This is a genomic window from Actinomadura sp. NPDC048394, from assembly GCF_040651755.1.
Classification (GTDB): domain Bacteria; phylum Actinomycetota; class Actinomycetes; order Streptosporangiales; family Streptosporangiaceae; genus Spirillospora; species Spirillospora montaniterrae.
On the sequence record NZ_JBEZJL010000087.1, the window covers coordinates 13,761 to 34,823 of the forward strand.

General features: G+C 74.4%; 18 protein-coding genes and 3 tRNA genes. 13 read left to right on the forward strand and 8 right to left on the reverse strand.

What is annotated here, in order from left to right; genetic code table 11:
• Positions 1-77 precede the first annotated feature (77 nt).
• Both AB0C78_RS42245 and AB0C78_RS42250 read right to left on the reverse strand, forming a co-directional pair.
• Complete coding sequence (locus tag AB0C78_RS42245) at positions 78-794, reverse strand: VC0807 family protein (protein WP_360759487.1); 717 nt, start codon at positions 792-794, stop codon at positions 78-80.
• A 261-nt stretch (positions 795-1,055) separates the two neighbouring features.
• Positions 1,056-1,982: a LysR family transcriptional regulator gene (locus AB0C78_RS42250; RefSeq protein ID WP_151544892.1), complete on the reverse strand. Its 927-nt coding sequence runs from the start codon at positions 1,980-1,982 to the stop codon at positions 1,056-1,058.
• A 281-nt stretch (positions 1,983-2,263) separates the two neighbouring features.
• On the opposite strand from AB0C78_RS42250, the gene AB0C78_RS42255 reads away from it, so the two are divergent.
• Complete coding sequence (locus tag AB0C78_RS42255) at positions 2,264-3,538, forward strand: pyridoxal phosphate-dependent aminotransferase (protein WP_360759548.1); 1,275 nt, start codon at positions 2,264-2,266, stop codon at positions 3,536-3,538.
• Positions 3,539-3,664: 126 nt separating this feature from the next.
• On the opposite strand, the gene AB0C78_RS42260 is transcribed toward AB0C78_RS42255, so the two are convergent.
• The 3 genes from AB0C78_RS42260 to AB0C78_RS42270 all read right to left on the reverse strand — a co-directional run bounded on the left by AB0C78_RS42260 (position 3,665) and on the right by AB0C78_RS42270 (position 3,950).
• Positions 3,665-3,752 (reverse strand) — tRNA-Ser (locus AB0C78_RS42260).
• A 40-nt stretch (positions 3,753-3,792) separates the two neighbouring features.
• A tRNA-Ala gene (locus tag AB0C78_RS42265) sits at positions 3,793-3,863 on the reverse strand.
• Between the two features lie 15 nt (positions 3,864-3,878).
• A tRNA-Trp gene (locus tag AB0C78_RS42270) sits at positions 3,879-3,950 on the reverse strand.
• 322 nt (positions 3,951-4,272) lie between these two features.
• Between AB0C78_RS42270 and AB0C78_RS42275 the strand changes: the two genes are divergently transcribed.
• On the forward strand, positions 4,273-4,845 hold the full coding sequence (locus tag AB0C78_RS42275) for a hypothetical protein (protein WP_151546761.1): 573 nt from the start codon (positions 4,273-4,275) through the stop codon (positions 4,843-4,845).
• Between the two features lie 23 nt (positions 4,846-4,868).
• Here AB0C78_RS42275 and AB0C78_RS42280 read toward each other — a convergent pair whose 3' ends face one another.
• Entirely contained in the window at positions 4,869-6,452 is a 1,584-nt protein-coding gene (locus AB0C78_RS42280) for a Na+/H+ antiporter (protein ID WP_360759491.1), read from the reverse strand.
• A gap of 281 nt (positions 6,453-6,733) precedes the next feature.
• Here AB0C78_RS42280 and AB0C78_RS42285 point away from each other — a divergent pair, with 281 nt between their 5' ends.
• On the forward strand, positions 6,734-7,291 hold the full coding sequence (locus AB0C78_RS42285; RefSeq protein ID WP_360759494.1) for a CGNR zinc finger domain-containing protein: 558 nt from the start codon (positions 6,734-6,736) through the stop codon (positions 7,289-7,291).
• Between the two features lie 296 nt (positions 7,292-7,587).
• Here AB0C78_RS42285 and folP read toward each other — a convergent pair whose 3' ends face one another.
• Complete coding sequence (gene folP, locus AB0C78_RS42290) at positions 7,588-8,430, reverse strand: dihydropteroate synthase (RefSeq protein ID WP_360759497.1); 843 nt, start codon at positions 8,428-8,430, stop codon at positions 7,588-7,590.
• A 234-nt stretch (positions 8,431-8,664) separates the two neighbouring features.
• Between folP and AB0C78_RS42295 the strand changes: the two genes are divergently transcribed.
• The 5 genes from AB0C78_RS42295 to AB0C78_RS42315 all read left to right on the forward strand — a co-directional run bounded on the left by AB0C78_RS42295 (position 8,665) and on the right by AB0C78_RS42315 (position 14,226).
• Positions 8,665-9,699: a GDP-mannose 4,6-dehydratase gene (locus AB0C78_RS42295; RefSeq protein WP_151546763.1), complete on the forward strand. Its 1,035-nt coding sequence runs from the start codon at positions 8,665-8,667 to the stop codon at positions 9,697-9,699.
• Positions 9,700-9,731: 32 nt separating this feature from the next.
• Positions 9,732-9,995: a UBP-type zinc finger domain-containing protein gene (locus tag AB0C78_RS42300; RefSeq protein WP_151546757.1), complete on the forward strand. Its 264-nt coding sequence runs from the start codon at positions 9,732-9,734 to the stop codon at positions 9,993-9,995.
• Positions 9,996-10,041: 46 nt separating this feature from the next.
• Positions 10,042-11,625 (forward strand): MFS transporter, encoded by a 1,584-nt coding sequence (locus AB0C78_RS42305; RefSeq protein ID WP_360759501.1) that lies wholly within the window; start codon positions 10,042-10,044, stop codon positions 11,623-11,625.
• A 72-nt stretch (positions 11,626-11,697) separates the two neighbouring features.
• Positions 11,698-12,570, forward strand: a complete 873-nt coding sequence (locus AB0C78_RS42310; protein WP_151546986.1) for a LysR family transcriptional regulator — start codon at positions 11,698-11,700, stop codon at positions 12,568-12,570.
• Between the two features lie 63 nt (positions 12,571-12,633).
• Positions 12,634-14,226 carry a Na+/H+ antiporter gene (locus AB0C78_RS42315; RefSeq protein ID WP_360759504.1) on the forward strand — a complete coding sequence of 531 codons (1,593 nt, stop codon included), beginning with the start codon at positions 12,634-12,636 and terminating at the stop codon, positions 14,224-14,226.
• An 87-nt stretch (positions 14,227-14,313) separates the two neighbouring features.
• Here the strand turns inward: AB0C78_RS42315 and AB0C78_RS42320 are convergent, their stop codons facing one another.
• Positions 14,314-15,225: an Lrp/AsnC family transcriptional regulator gene (locus AB0C78_RS42320; protein WP_151546985.1), complete on the reverse strand. Its 912-nt coding sequence runs from the start codon at positions 15,223-15,225 to the stop codon at positions 14,314-14,316.
• Between the two features lie 708 nt (positions 15,226-15,933).
• Here AB0C78_RS42320 and AB0C78_RS42325 point away from each other — a divergent pair.
• From AB0C78_RS42325 to AB0C78_RS42345, 5 genes are all read left to right on the forward strand, one after another.
• On the forward strand, positions 15,934-17,370 hold the full coding sequence (locus AB0C78_RS42325; protein WP_360759508.1) for a GuaB1 family IMP dehydrogenase-related protein: 1,437 nt from the start codon (positions 15,934-15,936) through the stop codon (positions 17,368-17,370).
• Positions 17,371-17,505: 135 nt separating this feature from the next.
• On the forward strand, positions 17,506-18,537 hold the full coding sequence (locus AB0C78_RS42330; RefSeq protein ID WP_360759511.1) for a hypothetical protein: 1,032 nt from the start codon (positions 17,506-17,508) through the stop codon (positions 18,535-18,537).
• Positions 18,525-18,800: a hypothetical protein gene (locus AB0C78_RS42335; RefSeq protein ID WP_360759514.1), complete on the forward strand. Its 276-nt coding sequence runs from the start codon at positions 18,525-18,527 to the stop codon at positions 18,798-18,800. Before AB0C78_RS42330 ends, AB0C78_RS42335 begins: the two co-directional genes overlap by 13 nt.
• 111 nt (positions 18,801-18,911) lie before the next feature.
• On the forward strand, positions 18,912-20,441 hold the full coding sequence (locus AB0C78_RS42340) for an LCP family protein (protein WP_360759517.1): 1,530 nt from the start codon (positions 18,912-18,914) through the stop codon (positions 20,439-20,441).
• 106 nt (positions 20,442-20,547) lie between these two features.
• Entirely contained in the window at positions 20,548-20,997 is a 450-nt protein-coding gene (locus AB0C78_RS42345; protein ID WP_360759520.1) for a hypothetical protein, read from the forward strand.
• The last annotated feature ends 66 nt before the right edge of the window (positions 20,998-21,063 follow it).

Sequence of the window (21,063 nt, forward strand, 5' to 3'; positions counted from 1 at the left end):
CGGAAAAGTTCGCGCCTGGATCAGGGAATCGCAGCTCAGAGCATGCCGGAGCGGCCTGGAGCGGGACGGGGCGCCGGTCAGGCCGCGGCGGCGGGCTCGCGGTTCACGTGCCGCAGCAGCCGCTTGAAGCCCAGCACGGAGACGCCGACGCCCAGCGCGCCGAGCCCGGCGACCATGCTGGTGCGCAGCCACAGATACGTGCCGAGCGACTCGTTGAACAGCATCCAGAGGCTGAGCGCGACGTTGACGAACAGCACCATCGACCACAGCAGCGAGATGCGCAGGAAGAACTGGTGCACCTTGTCGTGCCGGAAGAACGCCTCGGGGATCGGCACCATGTCGCGGGCGAGCTTCATCGCCAGCGGCCGCCCGAGCGGGACGGAGGCGAGGAAGGCCATGCTCACCATCAGCGTGCCGAGCGTCGGCTGGAGGAAGTAGACGACGGCGCTGTGCGTGGCCGCCGCGAGGGCCGCCCGCACGGTCACGCCGACCGCGGCCAGCAGCAGCATCCCGGAGACGGGATGCCCGCGCAGGTAGCGGAAGATGATGCCGCCGTACACCCAGGCGACCGCCGCGGCGAGCGCGCCGTTCAGTCCCAGCAGCGCCAGTGCGGCGTAGAACACCGCCACGGGCGCGACCACCCCCTCGGCGAAGCGCGGCAGCGCGTGCAGCAGCAGCGCCCGGATCCGCGGCAGTTCGAAGTGGTGCCCGCCGCCCTCGGCGACCACGGCGACGGCCGTGGCGCCGGAGGGCCCGGCCGCCAGGACGGCCGGCGTTGTCGCTGGTGGTTCCATCGAGTGCTGCGCTCCCCGATCGGTTTGCATGGACTGATGCATGGCCTGGGACGGCGTCACGATTCGCACCACCGTACGTGATGATCCGCGCGCATCTTCCCGTTTTGACGAACCTGAGGGCGTCCGTGTTCCGACCGTCCGCCGGATTGCTGTCTCATCTGCGACTTCCCGCCAGAGCGCGATCTATTGAGCCGTTTTGTCTGTTAGTTCGGATTTATCCGGCTCTTGGTGCGGGCCGTAGACCGAAGCGGCCGGAAGCGGTCACGCCTCCGGGGCGGCGGGCTGGGCCTCGCGGGCGGCCGCGTAGATCGCGCGCAGCGTCACAGCCACCGACGGCCGCCGCACGCTCGCCCGCCGCGTCACCGCGTACACCTCCCTGGCCAGCGTGCACTCGGGGATCCGCCGCACCGCCACGCCCTGGTCGCCGGCGGCCAGCGCGAGCGCGGGCACGGCGGTGATGCCGATCCCCCGCGCCACCAGGCTGAGGATCGTGTGCAGCCCTTCGAACTCCCAGGGGACGGGCCGGGCGCCGCCGACGGTGTCCAGCAGCCGCTCGACCGCCTGCCGGGACGGCTCGCCCGGCGGCGCCGCCATCCACGGCTCCTCCCGCAGCTGCTGCAGGTCCACGGGGCGGTCCGGGTCCGACATCCGGTGCCCGTCCGGGACGACCAGGACGAGCGGGTCGCGGCGCAGGTGGAAGAACTCCAGCACCGCCGGGGACTGGTCGGGGACCTTGCCCGTCCAGTCGTCGATCAGCGCGATGTCGACCTCGCCGTTCTGCACCTGGCGGATGCCGTCGCCCGGGCGGGTCTGCCGCAGCACGAAGGTCAGGCCGGGGTGGGCGCCCAGGCTGTGCGCCAGCGCGGGCGCGAAGGCGACGGCCGCCGTCGGGAAGGCCGTGACGACCACCCGGCCCGTGGGGGTGTCGGCCTGCGCGGACAGCTCCGCCTCCGCGGTCTCCACCAGGCTCAGGATCTCCTCGGCGCGGGCGGCGAGGCGCCGTCCGGCGTCGGTCAGCTCCGCGCTGCGGGCCGTCCGGTCCAGCAGCGGGACGTGCGCCTCCCGTTCGAGCGCGGCCAGCTGCTGCGAGACGGCCGACGGCGTGTAGCCGAGGGCGGCGGCGGTCGCGGCGATGCTGCCGCGGCGGGCGAACTCGGCGAGCAGCCGCAGGCGGCGCACTTCCAGCATCAGTCCAGCTTACGGTCACCATCGCCGAGACTCGCTTGTGATGATGCTGAATGCGGGAAAGCATGAAGCGAGCCCGGCCGGGTCACTCAGGGGGATCCTTCCGCCACCCACCGTTATATCGTCATGCCTTTGGAGCGTCGATGCATGCTCAGAACCCGCCCGCGCACGATCACCCGGCCGGCCGCCCGTCCAGTCCCTCCGATCCCTCCGATCCCTCCGGTCCCTCCTCGGTCGCGTGCGGCCCGGCCCGGCCGGTGTCGTTCGCGCCGCGCGCCGTCCCGCTGTCGCCGACGCTCGCGGTGAACGAGGCGCTCGCCCGCAAGCGCCGCGAGGGCGTGCGGGTCCTGCCGCTCGGCTTCGGCGAGGCCGGGATCCCGATCCATCCCGCGCTGACCCGCGAGCTCGCCGCCGCCGCGGCGCGCGGCGGCTACGGCCCGGTCGCCGGGTCGGCGGCCCTCCGCGCGGCGGCGGCCGGGTACTGGGCGCGGCGGGGGCTGCCCACCGATCCGTCCGGCGTGGTCTGCGGCCCCGGCAGCAAACCGCTGCTGTTCGCGTTGCTGATGGCGATCGGCGGTGACGCGGTGCTGCCCGCGCCGAGCTGGGTGAGCTACGCGGCGCAGGCGCCGCTGGCCGGAGTGCGGCCGATCCGGGTGGCGACCCCGCCGGGCGAGGGCGGGGTGCCGAGCCCGGCGCTGCTCGCCGACGCGGTGGTGCGCGCGCGGGCCGCCGGACGGACCGTCCGGGCCGTGATCGTGACGCTGCCGGACAACCCGACCGGCACGCTCGCCTCCGAGCGGACCGTCCGGCGGCTCTGCGCGGTCGCGCGCGACCTCGACCTCGTGATCGTCTCCGACGAGATCTACCGCGACCTGGTGCACGACCGGGACCGCGCGGTGCCGAGCCCCGCCCGGTTCGCGCCGGAGCGGACCGTCGTGACGACCGCGCTGAGCAAGAGCCTGGCGGCCGGCGGCTGGCGGATCGGGGTGGCACGGCTGCCGGACGGCCCGTTCGGCGCCGCGCTGCGCTCCGCCGTGCTCGGGATCGCCAGCGAGATCTGGTCCAGCGCGTCCGCGCCGGTGCAGCACGCCGCCGCGTTCGCGTTCGCCGAGCCGCCCGAGCTGGTCGAGCACGTCGACCGCAGCCGCCGGCTGCACGCGGCGGTCACCCGGGCGGTCGCGGCCCGGTTCGCCGCCGCGGGCGCGCGGGTGCCGGCCCCGCAGGGCGCCTTCTACGTCTACCCCGACCTCGGCCCGCTCCGGGACGCGCTGCGCTCCGGGCACGGGGTGCGGACGTCCGCGGACCTGTCCGGGCTGCTGCTGGAGCGCTACGGGGTGGGGGTGCTGCCCGGCAGCTCGTTCGGCGAGCCGGACGAGGCGCTGCGCCTGCGGGTCGCGCCGAGCCTGCTGTACGGGGAGACCGACGAGCAGCGGCTCGCCGCGCTCGCCTCCCCCGACCCGGCGTCGCTGCCCTGGATCGCCGCCGGCCTGGACCGCCTCTCCGAGGTGCTCGCCGATCTCCGGGAGAGCGCGCGGGCCGGGCAGGCCGCGCTCGCCTGACACGCTCCGCATCCGCCTCGCGGGAAGGGCGCGGCCGCAAAGGAGAGGGCCGCGCGGGAACACGGCGCGGGAACGCGGCGGCGGGATGGCCAGGCTCGGCCATCCCGCCGCCGCTTTCCCCGTGAATGGCGGAGGGTAAGGGAGTCGAACCCCTTCGAGTTTCACCTCGACGTCAGTTTTCGAAACTGCTGCCTTACCGTTCGGCCAACCCTCCTCGCGCGGGCGGGGGAGCGCCCGGCGGCGGCCGTGCCGCGTGGACCGGCAGGGAGTCGAACCCTGGTCGCTTCCTTGCAAGAGAAGCGTGCTTCCGTTGCACCACAGGCCCATCGAGCGTGCTCAGCAGGGGCGGTAGGAGTCGAACCCACTTTCCGCCGGTTTTGGAGACCGGCCGCCTATCCGGTGGCTCGCCCCTTCGTTTCCGTCCGACATGTTCGATGATGCGCCTTTTCCCATCGGGGCCGCAAAGCATTTATCGGCGAACGGCGGCCGGCGGGCGCGCGCGCACCCGGGCGCGGTAAGTGGCGGCACGGGCACGGAGAGAAACGATCAATATGCGCCCGTACGGCACGTATAAGCGTGGTGTAAGGTCCAACGACGCACGGGGCGAACACCGCGAACCCGCCCGTTGGCACTGGCAGGCACGCCGGACTTCCTGCAGGGCGCACCCGTGGTGAAACCCAGGACAAGCGTGACGTCACGTTATGTGATGAAAGAAGAAGGCGAGGGGGCCCGCCATGAGGCACGCACGGGACGGGGCTGCCGCCGCGATGAGCGCGGCCTCGAGGATTCTCGTCGCCCGGGGGAAGAACGAGCCCCAGGAGATGGAGAACCCCGACGTCGCCTGGGGGCAGCGCGCGCGGGACGGCGTGTGGGTGCCGACCAAGGACGGGCAGCGGATCCACCTCGGCATCGACGTGGCGGCGGCCGACACGGTCGCCCAGGTGCTGCGGCCCAGCCTGCGGGTGTTCGTCGGCGTGGACGTCGACACCGACATCGTGGCGCAGACGACCGACAACGGGGTGCGGCTGCTCACGGTGATCCACGGCCCGGACGCCCCCTCGGAGTTCCGCTTCCCGGTGTCGCTCGCCGACGGCCTGGCCCTGGAGGCGATGCCGTCCGGCGGCTACGACGTCGTCCACCTGCGCTATGGCGCGACCGTGGGGCGGCTCTACAACCCGTGGGCCAGCGACTCGATGTTCCGCCAGGTGAAGGCGGACTACACGCTGGACGGGTCGGCCGTCACCATGCGCGTGCAGCACACGGACGCCTACTACCCCGTCGTGGCGGACCCCCACTACGCCCGCTGATCCAGCCCGGCCCGTGACACCGGTCAGGAGCGGCTGCGGCGGATGACGACGGGGTCCTCGAAGTCGAGCTCGCGGCTGATCTGGCGGAGCGTGCCCGCGCCGATCCTGCCCTTGCGGTAGAGCGCGGTCAGCTTCGCGCGCTGCGCCCGGACCAGCTCGCCGCGCACCTTGCGGCTGTTGGGCGGCGGCGCCTCGGTGCCGGCGTCCTCCTCGTCCAGGAAGTAGCGGACGCGTTCCAGCCGCAGTTCCAGCATCTGCCGGAACGCCTCGGCGGTCTGGTCGTCGACCTGCTCGTCCTCGGTGAGCTCGTCGAGCCGGGCGAGGGCGGCCTGCAGCCCGGCCCGGCGCGCCGTCATCACCTCCAGCCGGCGCTTGTCGGACTCGATCAGCCCGAGGCCGCGCAGCAGCGGCGGCAGCAGCGGCGCCTGCCCGACCAGGGTGATCAGCACCACGAGGGCGGTGAGCAGCACCAGCACGCCCCGGTCGGGGCCGACCGCGGTCGGCAGCGACAGCGCGATCGCGAGCGAGATCGCGCCGCGCATCCCGCCGAGGCCGATCACGAGCCGCTGCCGCCAGCCGAGGCCCTCCTGGCTGCGCCGGCCTCCCGGCACCAGCCCGGCGAGCGGGCCGTTGCCGAGTTCCCAGAGCAGCCGGACGCCGATCACGACGGCCGACACCGCGAGCGTGGTCAGCAGCACGCTGTGCCAGGTGTGCCCGCCCGGCTGCCGGATGATCTCCCGGATCTCCAGGCCGAGCAGCACGAACAGCGTCGACTCGAGCAGGAACGTCAGGATCCGCCAGAAGGTGTCGCCGGCCAGCCGGGACGCGGGCTGCAGCACGCCCTCGCCGTGGGTGCCGATGGAGAAGCCCGCCACGACCGTCGCCAGCACCCCGGACGCGCCGAAGTTCTCCGCCGGGATGAACGCCGCGTACGGGGTGACCAGCGACACGATCACCTGGCTGATGGGGTCCTGGATGCGGCGCCGGATCCGGCGGATCACCACGCCGAGCACCAGCCCGTAGGCGACGCCGCCCAGCACCACCTGGACGAGCCGGACGGCGCCGTGCCCGGGCGCGAACCCGACGCCGATCGCCTCGATGGCGAGCCCGAAGATCGTCAGCGCGACGCCGTCGTTGATCAGGCTCTCGCCCTCCAGGATGGTGACGAGCCGGGCGGGCGCGCCGAGCCGCTGCATCACCGCGGTGGCGGCGACGGCGTCGGTGGGGGCGACCGCGGCGCCGAACGCCAGCGCGGCGGCCCAGCCGAGCCCGGGCAGCAGCGCGTGCACGGTCGCGGCGACGGCCCCGGTCGTGACGGCGGTCAGCCCGAACGCCAGCGTGACGATCGGGACCGCGTCGGCGCGGGCCTCGCGCGGGGCCGTGAAGAACGCGGCGTGGTACACCAGCGGCGGCAGGAAGCCCATCAGCACCAGGTCGGGCGGGGCGACGACGGCGGGCAGCCCCGGCACGAACCCGGCCGCCATCCCGAGCAGCACGAGGAGGATCGCGTCCGGCAGCCGCAGCCGGCCGGCCAGCGCCCGGGCCGCCAGCACCACGACGGCGACGACCAGGAAGACGATGAACAGCCGGTCCCCCTCCACGCCCATGATCCTCTCCGGATCGCGGCGCGGTACGCGCGCGGCGGCGGAGCGCTTCCGCCGCCGGCCCGAATATGGAACGTTCCCGCAGGCAGCGGGGCCGGAACCGGCTGCCCCGTCCCGGCAGGGTCGGCGTGGACGGGGCCGCCGGGCGTCATATGGTGGGGGCCGGGCCGCGTTCCGGCCCCGGCGGCGCTGCCGGGCGCACGACCGTCCTGCCCTCGTCGGGACGGTCGGGGGGTCCGCCCCCCAGGAGCAGTACGACCCCGGTCCCCGAGACTGGAGCCACAGTGATCTTCACCCATGACACCGAGCACGCGCTCGCCGTCGTCGTCGACCTGATCAACACCGGTGCCGCGGCGTCCGGCACCGAGGAGCTCGGCGGGCTGCCCGGGCTGCGCGCGTTCGTCGGGCGCAGCGCGTTCAGCGACGTCGGCGACCTCACCGAGGCCGACCTGGCCCGGGTGCTGGCGCTGCGCGACCGGTTCCACGCGGTGTTCCGGACCGGCGACGTCCCCACCGCGGTCCGGCTGATCAACGAGATCGTCGGCGAGGTCCGCACCACCCCGCACCTCACCGACCACGACGGCTACGACTGGCACGTGCACTTCTTCGCGCCCGGCGCGCCGGTGGGCGAGCACCTCGCCGCCGACTGCGGGATGGCCCTCGCCTACGTGGTGGCGGCCGGCGAACTCGACCGCCTGCGCACCTGCGAGGCCCCCGACTGCTCGCGCGTGCTCGTGGACCTGTCGCGCAACCGCTGCCGCCGCTACTGCGACAGCCGGACCTGCGGCAACCGCATGCACGTCGCCGCCTACCGCGCCCGCCAACGCGAAGCGGCGTTGTAATTCCGCGATCCCGGCCCAAGGGCCTCGCCTGGCGGCTCGGCCCTTGACCGTGCTCGGGCGAGCGCGACCTCGCTTCGCGAGCTTCGCGGTGGGGCTCGCCTTCGGCATCGCCCCACCGCCCAGATAACGCGCTCGCGCGGGGGGCCGGGGGCGTCGCGCTCGCGCCGGGGGCCTGGGCCGTCGCGCTCGCGCGGGGGCCGGGGCGTCGCGCTCGCGCGGGGGCCGGGGGCGTTGCGCTCGTGCCGGGGGCCGGGGCGCTTGTCCTTGCGCGGGGGGCCTTTCGTTCGTTCGGTCGTTTATTCGGGGGCGATGGCGGCGACCGTGTCCAGGGCGCGGCGGGCGGCGGCCACGTCGTGGACGCGGAAGACGCGGGCGCCCAGCAGCGCCGAGACGCCGAGCACGGCCATGGTGCCGACGCCGCGCTTGTCGACCGGCCGGCCGAGGGTCTCCCCGATGAAGTCCTTGTTGGACACCGCGACCAGTACCGGCCAGCCGGTCGCGGTCAGCTCCCCGAGCCGCCGGGTGATCTCCAGCGAGTGCCGGGTGCTCTTGCCGAAGTCGTGCGCGGGGTCGATGAGGATCGCCTCCCGCGCCACCCCGAGCGCGAGCGCCCGCTCGGCCTCCGCGGTGACGTGCCCGACCACGTCCGCGACCACGTCGGCGTACCCGGTCCGGTGCGGCCGGGTACGCGGGTCCAGCCCGCCCGCGTGCGCGCAGACCAGCCCGACACCGTGCGCGGCGGCGACCTCCGCCAGCGCCGGGTCAGGGCCGCCCCAGGTGTCGTTCAGCAGGTCGGCGCCCGCCTCGGCGACGGCCGCGCCGACCTCCGCCCGCCAGGTGTCGACACTGATCACCACGCCGGGGTGCCGGTCCCGGACGGCGGCGACGAGGTCCACCACCCGGCGCAGCTCCTCGGCGACCCCGACGTCCTCGCCGGGGCCGGCCTTCACGCCGCCGATGTCGATGATGTCGGCGCCCTCCGCGACGGCGCGGTCCACCGCGTCCAGGGCGGCGCCGAACCCGTAGGTGGCGCCCTTGTCGAAGAACGAGTCGGGCGTCCGGTTCACCACGGCCATGATCGCGTGGCGGCCGAGAGCGCGCCCGTTCAGCCGCAGCGGCGCGGCGTCCGGAGAGGTCATGATGCCCCACACCGTGGCACATGCGGGGCCCCGGACGCCACGCGGCACGGCGCCCCGCCGGGCCGCCGCGGACGGCCGGCCGGGGCCGCCGCGGCGAACCTGAAGCAAATTCGGTTCAAACGGCGCCCTCCCTCGTCAGCATCCCCGCGGGGTCGCTAACCTCATATTTCACGCTCGCCCGGGTTCGCCCCGCGGTGGGCCCCGCGTCGCACCGACCAGCCCATGGAGGATCCGCTGTCCAGGCGAGCACTCATCACCGGCATCACCGGACAGGACGGCTCGTACCTGGCCGAGCATCTGCTTGAGCTGGGATACGAGGTGTGGGGCCTGGTCCGGGGGCAGGCGAATCCGCACGTGTCGCGGCTGCGCAAGCATATCGGCGACGTCCAGATCACCACCGGCGACCTGCTGGACCAGGGCAGCCTGATCTCCGCGGTCGAGCGGGTCCAGCCCGACGAGGTCTACAACCTCGGCGCGATCTCCTACGTCCCGATGTCGTGGCAGCAGGCGGAGCTCACCGCCGAGGTGACCGGCATGGGCGTGCTGCGGATGCTGGAGGCCATCCGGGTCGTGTCGGGCATCAGCCCGTCCCGCACGCCGGGGCGCGAGCAGATCCGCTTCTACCAGGCGTCGTCCTCGGAGATGTTCGGGATGGTCCGGGAGACGCCGCAGAACGAGCGGACGCCGTTCCACCCGCGCAGCCCGTACGGCGTCGCCAAGAGCTACGGGCACTACATCACCCAGAACTACCGCGAGTCGTACGGGATGTTCGCGGTCAGCGGCATCCTGTTCAACCACGAGTCTCCGCGCCGCGGCGCCGAGTTCGTCACGCGGAAGGTGTCGCTCGGCGCGGCCCGGATCAAGCTGGGCCTCGCGACGGAGCTGCGGCTCGGGAACCTGGACGCCCGCCGCGACTGGGGCTACGCCGGCGACTACGCCCGCGCGATGCGGATGATGCTCGCCCAGGACGCCCCCGAGGACTACGTGATCGGGACGGGCCAGACCCAGTCGGTGCGCGAGCTGGTCGAGTTCGCGTTCCGCACGGCGGGGCTGAACTGGGAGGACCACGTCGTCCTGGATGAGCGGTACACCCGCCCGGCGGAGGTCGACCTGCTGTGCGCCGACCCGAAGCGGGCCCGCGAGCAGCTCGGCTGGGAGCCCGAGGTGACCTTCGAGGGCCTGGTCACGATGATGGTCGAGTCGGACCTGCGGCTGCTCGCCGAGTCCGCCCGCCCCGAGGACGAGCCGTTCAGCCCCGACCACTGGTGATCCCTTGACGGCGGGCGTGGCACGATGCCCGTATGGCCACTTGTGAGCACGTGCAGTCCGTCCCGGTGGAGGACCCGGCGCCGAACACGCCGCAGGGCTGCCAGGAATGCCTGGAACAGGGCACCCGGTGGGTGCACCTGCGGCTCTGCCTGAGCTGCGGGCACGTCGGCTGCTGCGACTCCTCCCCCATGCGGCACGCCACCGCGCACTACCAGAAGGAGGGGCACCCGATCGTCCGGTCGTTCGAGCCGGGCGAGGACTGGCGCTGGTGCTTCGCCGACGAACTGATCGTCTGATGGCGGCGGCGCCGGGCGAGGGGGCGCCCTCCGGCGGGAGGCGCTGATGCCGGACGTCCGGTTGGGCACGGGGCCGGGACGCTGGATCCTGCTGGCGACCGTCCTCGGGTCGAGCGTGGCGATGCTCGACTCCACCGTGGTGAACGTGGCGCTGCCGCGGCTCGCCCGGGACCTGCACGCCGACATGGCGGGGCTGCAGTGGACGGTCAACGCCTACACCCTCACGCTCGCCGGGTTCATCCTGCTCGGCGGGTCGCTGGGCGACCGGTACGGCCGCCGCCGGATCTTCCTGATCGGCGTGGTGTGGTTCGCGGTGGCGTCGGTGCTGTGCGGGATGGCGCTGAACGTCGAGATGCTGGTGCTGTCGCGGGCGCTGCAGGGGATGGGCGGCGCGCTGCTCACCCCCGGCTCGCTGGCGATCATCCAGGCGTCGTTCGCGGCCGACGACCGGCCGCGTGCGGTCGGCGCCTGGTCGGGGCTCGGCGGCGTCGCCGGGGCGGTCGGCCCGTTCGCGGGCGGCTGGCTGGTGGAGGCGGCGGGCTGGCGGTGGGTGTTCCTGCTCAACGTGCCGCTCGCGGCGGTCGTGGTGCTCGTCGCCGTCCGGCACGTCCCGGAGAGCGTCGACCCGGACGCCCGCGGCCGGTTCGACGTGCCCGGCGCCGCGCTGGCCGCGCTGGCGCTGGCCGGGACGACGTACGCGCTGACCGAGGCGCCCGGCGGCCGCACCCCGGCCGTGGTGATCGCGGCGGCGGCCGTGGCGGGCGTCGCGGCGGCGGCCGGGTTCGTCCTGCTGGAGCGGGCGCGCGGGCGGGGCCGGCGGCTGTTCGGCGGGCGCGCCGGGCGCGGGCGCGAGGTGCCGCAGCCGATGCTGCCGCTGGACGTGTTCGCCTCCCGGCAGTTCTCCGCCGTCAACGTCGTCACGTTCATCATGTACGGCGCGATGGGCGTGCTGTTCTTCCTGTTCGTGCTGAACCTCCAGGTCGTCGACGGGTTCTCGCCGATCGCGGCCGGCACCGCGCTGCTGCCCGTCACGGCGCTGATGCTGCTGCTGTCGGCGCGGGCGGGCGCGTTCGCGCAGAAGGTCGGCCCGCGGCTGCCGATGACGGTCGGGCTGGTGGTCGCCGCGGTGGGCATGCTCCTCGTCAGCCGGATCGGCAAGGACTCCTCCTACGTCCGGGACGTGCTGCCCGCCGTCGTGGTGTTCGGGCTCGGGCTGTCCGCGGTCGTCGCGCCGCTGACCGCCACGGTGCTGGCGACGGCGGACGTGCGGCACGCGGGCGTGGCCAGCGGCGTCAACAACGCGGTCGCGCGGGCCGCCGGGCTCCTCGCGGTCGCGGCGATCCCGCCGCTGGCCGGGCTGACCGGCGACGCCTACAACGACCCCGCCCTCTTCTCGCACGGCTTCCGCATCGCCATGACGGCCTGCGCGGCGCTGCTGGCCGCGGGCGCCGTCCTGACGTTCTTCACCGTGTCCCGCGACGCGCTGCGCGCGCCGACCGGCGAGCCGGTGGAGCCGGAGTGCCGGCGGCACTGCTCCGTCGGCGCCCCGCAGCTGCAGCCCGAACCGGAGACCGTCCCCGCCGGTCCCCCCGCGCCGGGCGGCCGGAAGGCGGCCCCGCCGCGGTCGTGACCGCCCGGCCGGTCTCGGTCCGATTCCGGCTATGTCCAGGACCGGAACGGTTCGTTGTCATACGGTCGTGGCATGAATCTGCGGCAGCTGCGCTATGTCGTGGCGACCGCCGACCACGGCACGATGACGTCGGCGGCCCAGGCTCTCTATGTCGCGCAGCCCGCGCTGTCGCGCGCCGTCCGCGAGCTGGAGCGCGAGCTCGGCGTGGAGCTGTTCGCCCGCTCCGGCCGCGGCGTGGTCCTCACCCCCGTCGGCGAGCGGGTGGTCCGGGAGGCGCGGGCGGCGCTGGACGCCGTGGACGCGATCGAGGGGATGTCGGCGGCCCGCTCCGACGGGCGCGGCGCGGAGCTGCGCGTCGCCACCACCCCATCGCTGGAGCCGGAGCTGACCGGGCGGCTGCTCCCCCGGTTCGCCCGCGAGCAGCCGGCGGTGCGGGTCCGGGTGGTGCGCAGCGCGGGCCGCGAGGAGGTCGCCGCGCTGCTGCGGGCCGGGCGCGCCGACCTCGCGCTCACCGACCTGCCCGTTCCCGGCGACCTGACCGCGCACCCGTTCGAGCAGCGCGAGATGGTGCTGGTCTCGCCGCCCGCGCTGCAGGTCCGCGAGCCGGTGCCGCCCGCGGCGCTGGACGGCATGCGGCTGGTGCTCCCGGCCCGGGGCGGCGCCCGCCGCGCGGAGGTCGACGCCGTGCTGCGGCGGGCCGGCGCGAGGCCGGTACCGGTCGCGGAGTCCGACGAGCGGGGCGCCTGGCTGGGCTGGGTGCGCGCCGGGCTCGGCTCGCTGCTGTGGTACCGCAACCAGCTGGAGGACACCGACGGCCTGGCCGTCCGGTCGTTCATGCCGCCGATCACCCGGCTGGTCGGGTTGGTGCACGCGCACCGGCGGCTCCCGCCGTCCGCCCGCGACTTCCTGGCGTTCGCGAAGGACGACGGGCGCGAGCCCCGCTGAGCCTCCCTCGGGCGGCGGTCCGCCGGGTTCGGGGGCGCCGGCCGGCCGTGCCATGATCTGCGCGTGGAGACGACGCACGCACTCTGGCTGCTGGCCGTGCCGGTCGGCGCGCTGATGGTGGCCGCGGCCGCGCGCCGCGCCGGGACCCCCGCGCCGCTGGTCCTGGTGATCGCGGGACTGCTGTTCTCGTTCGTTCCGGGCGTGCCGGAGTTCGAGCTGAACCCGGAGTTCGTCCTCTACGTCTTCCTGCCGCCGCTGCTGTTCTCCGCCGCGTGGCAGAGCTCGTACGCCGGGCTGCGGGAGAACGCCTGGTCGATCGGGCTGCTGTCGGTCGGGCTGGTGCTGTTCAGCACGTTCGCGGTCGGGTACGCGGCGCACCTGCTCGTCCCGGGCCTGCCGCTCGCCGCCGCGTTCGTGCTCGGCGCGATCGTCGCGCCGCCGGACGCGGTCGCGGCGGTCAGCGTGGCGCAGCGGCTCGGGCTGCCGCGCCGCATGGTGACGGTGCTGGTCGGGGAGAGCCTGTTCAACGACGCGACGGCGCTGACCGCGTTCCGGGTCGCGGTGATCGCGGCGACGGGCGCCGGGTTCACGCTGGCGGACGGGGTGTGGCGGTTCCTGTTCGCGGCGGCGGCCGGCGCGGCGGTCGGGCTGCTGCTCGGGCCGCCGCTGCACTGGCTGCGGACCCGCATGAACGACCCGCTGGTGGAGAACGGGGTGGCGGTGCTCGCGCCGTTCGCCGCGTACCTGATCGCGGAGAGCGTGCACGCCTCCGGCGTGATCGCGGTGGTGGTCAGCGGGATCTACCTCGGCCACCGGTTCACCGAGTCGGCGCCGGTCACCCGGCTGATCGGGCACTCGTTCTGGAAGGTCGTCGTCTTCGTCCTGGAGTCGGTGGTGTTCCTGCTGATCGGGCTGCAGCTGCCGCCGGTGGTGAACGGGCTGTCCGGGCACGGCTGGCCGGAGCTGACCTGGTGGGCCGTGGCGATCTTCGGGGTGACGGTCGCGGCCCGGTTCGTCTGGGTGTTCCCCGCGTCGCGGCTGCCGCGGCTGCTGTCGCGCCGGCAGCGCGCCCGCGAGAACGTCGGGTGGCGCGGCGCGACCGTCGTCTCGTGGGCGGGCATGCGCGGGGTGGTGTCGCTCGCGGCGGCGTTCGCGATCCCGTTCGAGGCGTCCGGCGCCCCGTTCCCCGGCCGCGACCTGATCATCTTCTTCACGTTCACGACCGTGCTCGGGACGCTGCTGGTGCAGGGGCTGACGTTCCCGGCGCTGATCCGGGTGCTCGGCGTCGGCAGCGAGCGGGAGCGCTACACCGACCGGGTGGCGGAGGCGGGCGCGCAGCACGCGGCGGCGAACGCGGCGCTGGAGCGGCTGGAGGAGCTGAACGCCGCCGAGGAGCTGGACGAGGCGGTCGTGCAGCGGCTGCGGCAGCTGGCCGAGCACCGGCAGCTGCGGGCGTGGGAGCGGCTCGGCGGCGGGACGGGCCCGGAGGGCGAGGAGGTCCCGACGGCCACCTACCGGCGGCTGCGGAGGGAGATGCTGTCGGCGGAGCGGCGGGTGTTCGTGCGGATGCGCGACGAGCGCCGGATCGACGACGAGGTGCTGAACCGGGTCCTGCACGAGCTGGACCTGGAGGAGGTCGCGCTCAGCCGCGACTGAAGCGGCCCGCGGAGCCGCACGGCCCGCCGGCGGCGGTGCGGCGGTGCCGCCGGGGCGCCGGAGGACGGCGCCCGCGGCGGCTCTCCTTCACGCCCCGTTCAGGGGCCGCTCGGGGAGTTCGACGGCGTAGGACTCCTTCACCACGTCCAGGTGGTGCCAGGACTCCCGTACCGTCACGCCCGGCACGCACCGGATCGCGTCCAGGACGGCGACCAGCTCCGCGCGGGAGGCGGCCTCGGCCTGGCCGACGATGTCGTAGCGGCCGAACCCGGTCGCCAGGTAGCGGACGCCGTCCTGCGCGGCGACCGCCTCGGCGACCTTGCGGAGCCCGCCGGTCACCACGAGCCCGAACCCGCCGAGCTCGGCGGCGCCGAGGGCGAGGGGGTCGGCGAGCCCGGTGACCTGGATGACCCCGGTGCGCATCAGCCGCACGACGCGGGCCCGGGTGGCGGCCTGCGACAGCCCGATGATGTGGGCGAGCCGGGTGTAGGGGGCGCGCCCGTCGCGCTGCAGCTCCTGGAGCAGCCGCCAGTCGATGTCGTCGAGGGTGACCTCGCCGAGCTCCCGCACCACCGCGTGGGTGTCGCGGACGGTGGAGACCGAGCGGAAGACCTCCGCCGAGCGCACGCCGGGGACGGACCGCAGCTGGTCCACCTCGGCCGCGAGCGCGGCGTCGTCGCGGGTGCGGACCTGCGCGACCAGGTCGTGCGGGCCCGCGGTCAGCGCGGCGAAGCTGACCGCCGGGCGGCCGGCGACGGCGTCCGCGACCTCTCGGGCCGAGCCCTCGACGGTGACCGAGACGTGCCCGATCGCCTCCGCGCCGACGACGGCGGCGTGCACGATGCCGACGACGCGCACGACGCCGGTCTCGAGAAGGTTCTGCACCCGTGCCCGCACGGCCGTGCGGGAAAGCCCGACGCGGTCGGCGAGCGCCTGGAACGTCGCCCTGCCATCCCGCTGGAGCTCGCGGACGAGCACGGCGTCGACCGCATCCAGCACGGCTGTCCTCCTCGACATGTGATGAATCGTTCTGCTGGCAACTGCAAGATCATTCCATTTCAGGACGGTATGACGTCAAATATTGATCTTGCTCGTGTTCGCCCCGCCCGATGACCGTGGAAGCGTCGGCGCCGGGTCGCGGGCGGCGCCGTTTCCGACGCCGCGCCGACCGGTCCGGGAGCGCAACGCGGCCGGGGCCGGCCCGCGCGCGGGCCCGTCCGGGGACGGGGCGGCGGGCGCGCGGGGTGGCGATGGTCACTCCCGGGGGGACGGTGCGGGCGCGGCGGCCCGCGGCGCGGACGGGTGCGGCAGACCGGGCTCGAGTGCGTGACCTGCATTGCGCCTTCTCCCGGTGTTCTGATGTGCGCGCCCCTACGGCGGGTCGGCCGTCCGCGTGACGCACATGTAAGAAAAGTGCATCGGTGGCGCAGTTACGTCAAGAGGTAACTTTACAGAGAGCCAAGCCTCACGTTGCACGCTTTTCAGCCTCGTCCGCGAAGACACTTCCGTTGCGCCTGGAAGGGCGCGGACACAGCGCGGGAGATCACCCGGACGATCCCCGGGGACACACGACCATCACCCCCGGTCACGGGCCTGCGGCGGCCGGGGGCGGCCCCGGGCGAGCGCTTGGCCGGAGCACCCGCGGGTATGGATCACAATGTACGGTGGCCCAGCCACTCTGATCCGCGATTGGTGTGTAGTACAGCCGTGCACCTGCTGAACGGTGAGCGTTCCGCTCACGATCTCACCTACAACGACGTCTTCATGGTCCCGCGCCGCTCCGCGGTCGGGTCCCGCCTGGAGGTGGACCTCTCCACGGTCGACGGCAGCGGGACCACCGTGCCGCTGGTCGTGGCGAACATGACGGCGGTGTCCGGCCGCCGGATGGCCGAGACCGTCGCCCGGCGCGGCGGCGTCGCAGTGATCCCGCAGGACATCCCGGTCGAGGTCGTCTCGGAGGTCATCGGCTGGGTGAAGGGCCGCGACCTGGTGGTGGACACCGCCATCCGGCTGGACCCGGGCAGCACCGCGGGCGAGGCGCTGGCGCTGCTGCCCAAGCGCGCGCACGGCGCCGTGATCGTGGTCGAGGACGACCGGCCGGTCGGCGTGGTGACCGAGGCCGACTGCCAGAGCGTCGACCGGTTCGCCCAGCTGCGCGACATCATGTCGCGGGACCTGGTGACGCTGCCGCACGGCGTCGACCCGCGCGAGGCGTTCAACCGGCTGCACGAGCGCGGGCACCGGCTCGCGCCCGTGGTGGACGCGGACGGCCGCCTCACCGGCGTCCTCACCCGGACGGGCGCGCTGCGCGCCACGCTCTACAAGCCCGCCGTGGACGCGGCGGGGCGGCTGCGCGTCGCCGCGGCGGTCGGCGTGAACGGGGACGTCGCGGGCAAGGCGAAGGCTCTGCTGGAGGCGGGCGCCGACCTGCTCGTGGTGGACACCGCGCACGGCCACCAGGAGAAGATGATCAGCGCGCTGGCCGCGGTGCGGGGCCTGGACCCGTCCGTGCCGGTGGTGGCCGGCAACGTGGTGACCGCCGAGGGCACCCGCGACCTGATCGAGGCGGGCGCCGACATCGTCAAGGTCGGCGTCGGCCCGGGCGCGATGTGCACCACCCGGATGATGACCGGGGTCGGGCGGCCGCAGTTCTCCGCCGTGCTGGAGTGCGCCGCCGAGGCCCGCCGGCTCGGCCGGCACGTGTGGGCGGACGGCGGCGTCCGGCACCCGCGCGACGTGGCGCTGGCGCTCGCGGCGGGGGCGGCGAACGTGATGGTGGGCTCCTGGTTCGCCGGCACCTTCGAGTCGCCGGGCGACCTGCAGCACGCCGCCGACGGCCGGATGTACAAGGAGAGCTTCGGCATGGCGTCGGCGCGGGCCGTCCGGCTGCGCACCGCCGAGGACTCGCCGTTCGACCGGGCCCGCAAGGCGCTGTTCGAGGAGGGCATCTCCACCTCGCGGATGTTCCTGGACCCGCAGCGCCCCGGCGTCGAGGACCTGATCGACTCGATCGTGGCGGGGCTGCGCAGCTCCTGCACCTACGCGGGCGCGCGCACGCTTGAGGAGTTCCACGAGCGGGCCACGGTCGGGATCCAGAGCTCCTCGGGCTACGCCGAGGGGATGCCGCTGTCCACCAGCTGGTGACCCGCCGCTGACCGGCACGCGGCGCCGGATTTACGCGACACGGCCCCGGATCGGCCTCCCGATCACCCCGGTGACCTGCACGCTCTTGGTGCGGGGCGGGGATGCGGGGTCCGCCGCCCCGAAGGGGGCGACAGCATGGTCGAGGGGTTTGCGGCCGGCGCGGGCGGCGCGTCCGGCGGGCGGGCCGGGAGCGAGCGGGCCGGCGGCGGGCGCGCGTGGGCGCCCCTGCGGCTGGCGGAGGCGCTGCTCGTCGCGGCCGTGTCGCCGCTGGTGCCGGGGATCGCGCACCTGCGGGCCGGGCGGGTCGGGCTCGGCGGGACGCTGCTCGGCGTCCACGCCGCGGCGCTGACCGCCGTGGCGCTCGCCGCCGGGCGGTACCGGGAGCTGTTCCTGGAGCTGTCGGCGCGGCCGTCATGGCTGCTGGCGCTGGTGGCGGCCTGCGTCACGCTGGCGGCGCTGTGGGCGCTGCTGATCGCCCACTCGTACGCGGTGCTGGCGCCGGACGGCCTCGCCCCGCTGTGGCGGCTGGCCGGGGGCACCACCGTCGCGGTGCTGTGCCTGCTGGTGATCGTGCCGCCGCTGAGCCTGGCCCAGTACGGCTACGTGCAGCGGCACCTGATCCGCACGATCTTCGTCGACGGGCCGGTGCCGCCCCCCGCCGTCCAGCTCGCCGCCAAGCGGGGGGACGCGGCGCGGTGGCCGGCCGCGCCGCGTCTCAACGTGCTGCTCATCGGCGCCGACCCGGACGCGCCGCGCGACCCCGACCCGGCGCGGAACCAGGACCGCGTCGGCGACGTCACCCTGGCCGCGATCGACACCCGGTCCGGCGACACGACCCTGCTGGCCCTGCCGGCCGGGCTGCGCCGCGTCCCGGTGTGGTCGGGCGCGGAGCCGGTCCCGTTCCCGCCGGGGCGGCCGCTCGCCGACGTCTACCCCGAGGGCGCCGCGCACCCGGAGCTGCTCGCGGGCGGCCCCGTCCGGGACCCGGGCGCGGAGCTGCTGAAGCGGACGGTCGCCCACATGCTCGGCCAGGACGTCCCCTACTACGTGAAGGTGGACGCGCGGGGGTCCGGGAACTCTCCGCAACGGCCGCCTCCACCGCACCTGCCAAGAAAGGCTGCCCTTTTTGGGCAAATGTTCGGGAAACCGAGCCATTGGCGCTCCTGAAGCGATACCAGCGACTCGCCCGGGTTCTCATCAATTCGGTAAACACCGACGTGCCGCGCCGGCTGCTCCCGGCGCTCGCCGGACCGGCCGCCAAGATCGGGAAAGCCGAGATCACGAGCCTGCGACCAGCGGCGGGCGGGGCGCCGCCGGCGCGCGCCGACCACCCCGCGCTGCGCGCCCTGGCCGCCCTGGACCCCGGCGACCCGGTCCCGGCCGCCCGCCCCGTGATCGGATTGCCTATCCTGAGCGTGAGCTGCAACTGATCGACGTCGCGCTCGCATGCGGTCGACTCCCACGCAACCTTTGTCCGGTTCTGCGCGTCCATAATGTGAGCCAGGGGCTTAATTCACCATGGGTGGGGGACGGAGCGTTACATGTCGAGTCCATCGCCGGGCCGGCGCGCCCCGGAAGAGGACGTGGACCGTTCCCCGGACGCCGCGGGGGGCCTGCCCCGCGCGCTCGCGCTGACCCTCGCGTCGGCGTTCGTCTGGGGGGTCGCGCACCTGGCCGCCGGCCGGCGGGTGGCCGGCGGGCTCCTGCTCGGCCTGTGGCTCGTGGTCGCGGCGACCGTCGCGGTCACCGTCACCGTCTACCGCTCCAGCCTCGTCCACCTCGCCGTCCGGCCGGACGAGCTGCAGAGCCTCGCCGGCGGCATCGTCGTCCTCGGGGTCGTGTGGATCGCCGTGGTGATCCGCTCCTACATGGTGGTGAGCCCCGCCCGGCCGTCGATCAGCGCCCGGGCGCTCGGCGCCGCCGCCGTGGCGGTGATGTGCTTCGCCGTCGCGGTGCCCGTGGCGTGGGGCGCGCACAGCACCTACGTCTACCGGGACGCGCTGACCAGCATCTTCCGCACCGGCAGCCAGAACGGCCGGCAGATCGACACCTCCGACCCGTGGGACGGGGAGCCCCGGGTGAACATCCTGCTGCTCGGCGGCGACTCGGCCGCCGACCGGACCGGCGTCCGGACCGACAGCATGACGCTCGCGAGCGTCGACACCAAGACCGGCGACACGGTGCTGCTGAGCCTGCCGCGCAACCTGGAGAAGTTCCAGATGCCGCCCGGCCCGGCCCGCGACCGGTTCCCGTACGGCTTCACCGGCGACGGCCCGGAGAACCCGGGGCTGCTGAACGAGGTGTACGAGTACGCCGAGAACCACCCGGACGTGGTGCCGGGCGTGCCGAAGAACCGCCGCGGCCCCGAGCTGCTGAAGGCCACCATCGCCGGCATCCTCGGGCAGCGCGTCGACTACTACATCCTGGTCGACATGTTCGGCTTCGCCGACATCGTGGACGCGATGGGCGGCGTCAAGATCAGGGTCACCGAGCCCATCCCGTACGGCCTGCGCGGCCAGGTGCTGCAGCCCGGCTACCGGACGCTGAAGGGCAAGGAGGCGCTCTGGTACGGGCGGTCCCGCACCGACAGCGACGACTACGTGCGGATGGGCCGGCAGAAGTGCCTGATGCGGGCGATCGCCCAGCAGGCCGACCCGCAGACCGTGCTGACCAGCTTCGACAAGCTCGCCGCGGCGGCCAAGCGGACGCTGTCCACCGACATCCCGCAGGAGCTGCTGCCCGCGCTGATCAAGCTGTCCGGCAAGGTCAAGGACGGCGCGCAGATCAACAGCCTGCAGTTCGTGCCGCCGCTGATCAACTCCGGGAACCCGGACTTCGCGCTGATCCGCCGGCTGGCCGCCAAGGCCGTCAGCCCGGAGCAGGCGCACGCGAGCACCTCGGCGAGCCCGTCGCCGACCGGCTCGTCCAACCTCGCGGCGAACGGCTCGCCGGGCGCGACGCCGAGCGCGGGCGCGTCGGGCGGCGCGTCGCCGAGCGCGTCTCCGAGCCCGTCGGGGTCGCCGGCGCCGGAGAGCAAGCCGACGTCCCTCGCGGCGACCTGCCCGTCCTGACCATCCTGACCGTCCTGACCGTCCGCCGCGTGGCGCCGCGTGGCGCCGCCCATCGCGGCCATGTAGGCGGGTCGCACGGCGGAGGTGGCGGCGCCACACTGGCGGGGTGAAGCCCGCGTACCGTGTCCGCTCGATCGTCAACGTGGTCAACCTGTCGACGCCGCTGGGCCTGCTGCTGGCGGTGGCGGCGACGCGCCGGACCGGCGGCGGCCCGCGGTTGCGGAGCGCCGGAGACGGCCTGCTGGTGGCGGGCGGCTACCGGGCGCCGGTGCCGGTCGCGACGGCGTTCACGGTCGGCAACGTGATCCTTTTTCGTGGCGACGCGTCCGGCCTGCTGTCCGACCCGCGGCTGCTGCGCCACGAGGCCCGGCATTCCACCCAGTACGCGTGGTGCCTCGGCGTCGTCATGATCCCCCTCTATCTCGCGTGCGCGGGCGTGTCGATGGCGCTGTGCGGCGACTGGGCGTCCTTCAACCCGTTCGAACGGCTCGCGGGACTGGCCGACGGCGGCTACGAGCGGCGCCCGCTGCGCCCGTTCCTGCGCGGGCGCCGCTGATCCGTCGCCCGGCCGGTGTTCAGGCAGGTCCCGGGAGGGGGGATCATTGAAGGGAGAACACTTCCG

What these genes read in the sequence shown, in the direction of transcription:
- AB0C78_RS42305 (WP_360759501.1), top strand. Translation starts at nt 10,042, where the DNA reads ATGCCGGACGTCCGGTTGGGCACGGGGCCGGGACGCTGGATCCTGCTG.
- AB0C78_RS42250 (WP_151544892.1), bottom strand. Translation starts at nt 1,982, where the DNA reads ATGCTGGAAGTGCGCCGCCTGCGGCTGCTCGCCGAGTTCGCCCGCCGC.
- AB0C78_RS42300 (WP_151546757.1), top strand. Translation starts at nt 9,732, where the DNA reads ATGGCCACTTGTGAGCACGTGCAGTCCGTCCCGGTGGAGGACCCGGCG.
- AB0C78_RS42340 (WP_360759517.1), top strand. Translation starts at nt 18,912, where the DNA reads ATGTCGAGTCCATCGCCGGGCCGGCGCGCCCCGGAAGAGGACGTGGAC.
- folP (WP_360759497.1), bottom strand. Translation starts at nt 8,430, where the DNA reads ATGACCTCTCCGGACGCCGCGCCGCTGCGGCTGAACGGGCGCGCTCTC.
- AB0C78_RS42330 (WP_360759511.1), top strand. Translation starts at nt 17,506, where the DNA reads ATGGTCGAGGGGTTTGCGGCCGGCGCGGGCGGCGCGTCCGGCGGGCGG.
- AB0C78_RS42275 (WP_151546761.1), top strand. Translation starts at nt 4,273, where the DNA reads ATGAGGCACGCACGGGACGGGGCTGCCGCCGCGATGAGCGCGGCCTCG.
- AB0C78_RS42280 (WP_360759491.1), bottom strand. Translation starts at nt 6,452, where the DNA reads ATGGGCGTGGAGGGGGACCGGCTGTTCATCGTCTTCCTGGTCGTCGCC.
- AB0C78_RS42310 (WP_151546986.1), top strand. Translation starts at nt 11,698, where the DNA reads ATGAATCTGCGGCAGCTGCGCTATGTCGTGGCGACCGCCGACCACGGC.
- AB0C78_RS42245 (WP_360759487.1), bottom strand. Translation starts at nt 794, where the DNA reads ATGGAACCACCAGCGACAACGCCGGCCGTCCTGGCGGCCGGGCCCTCC.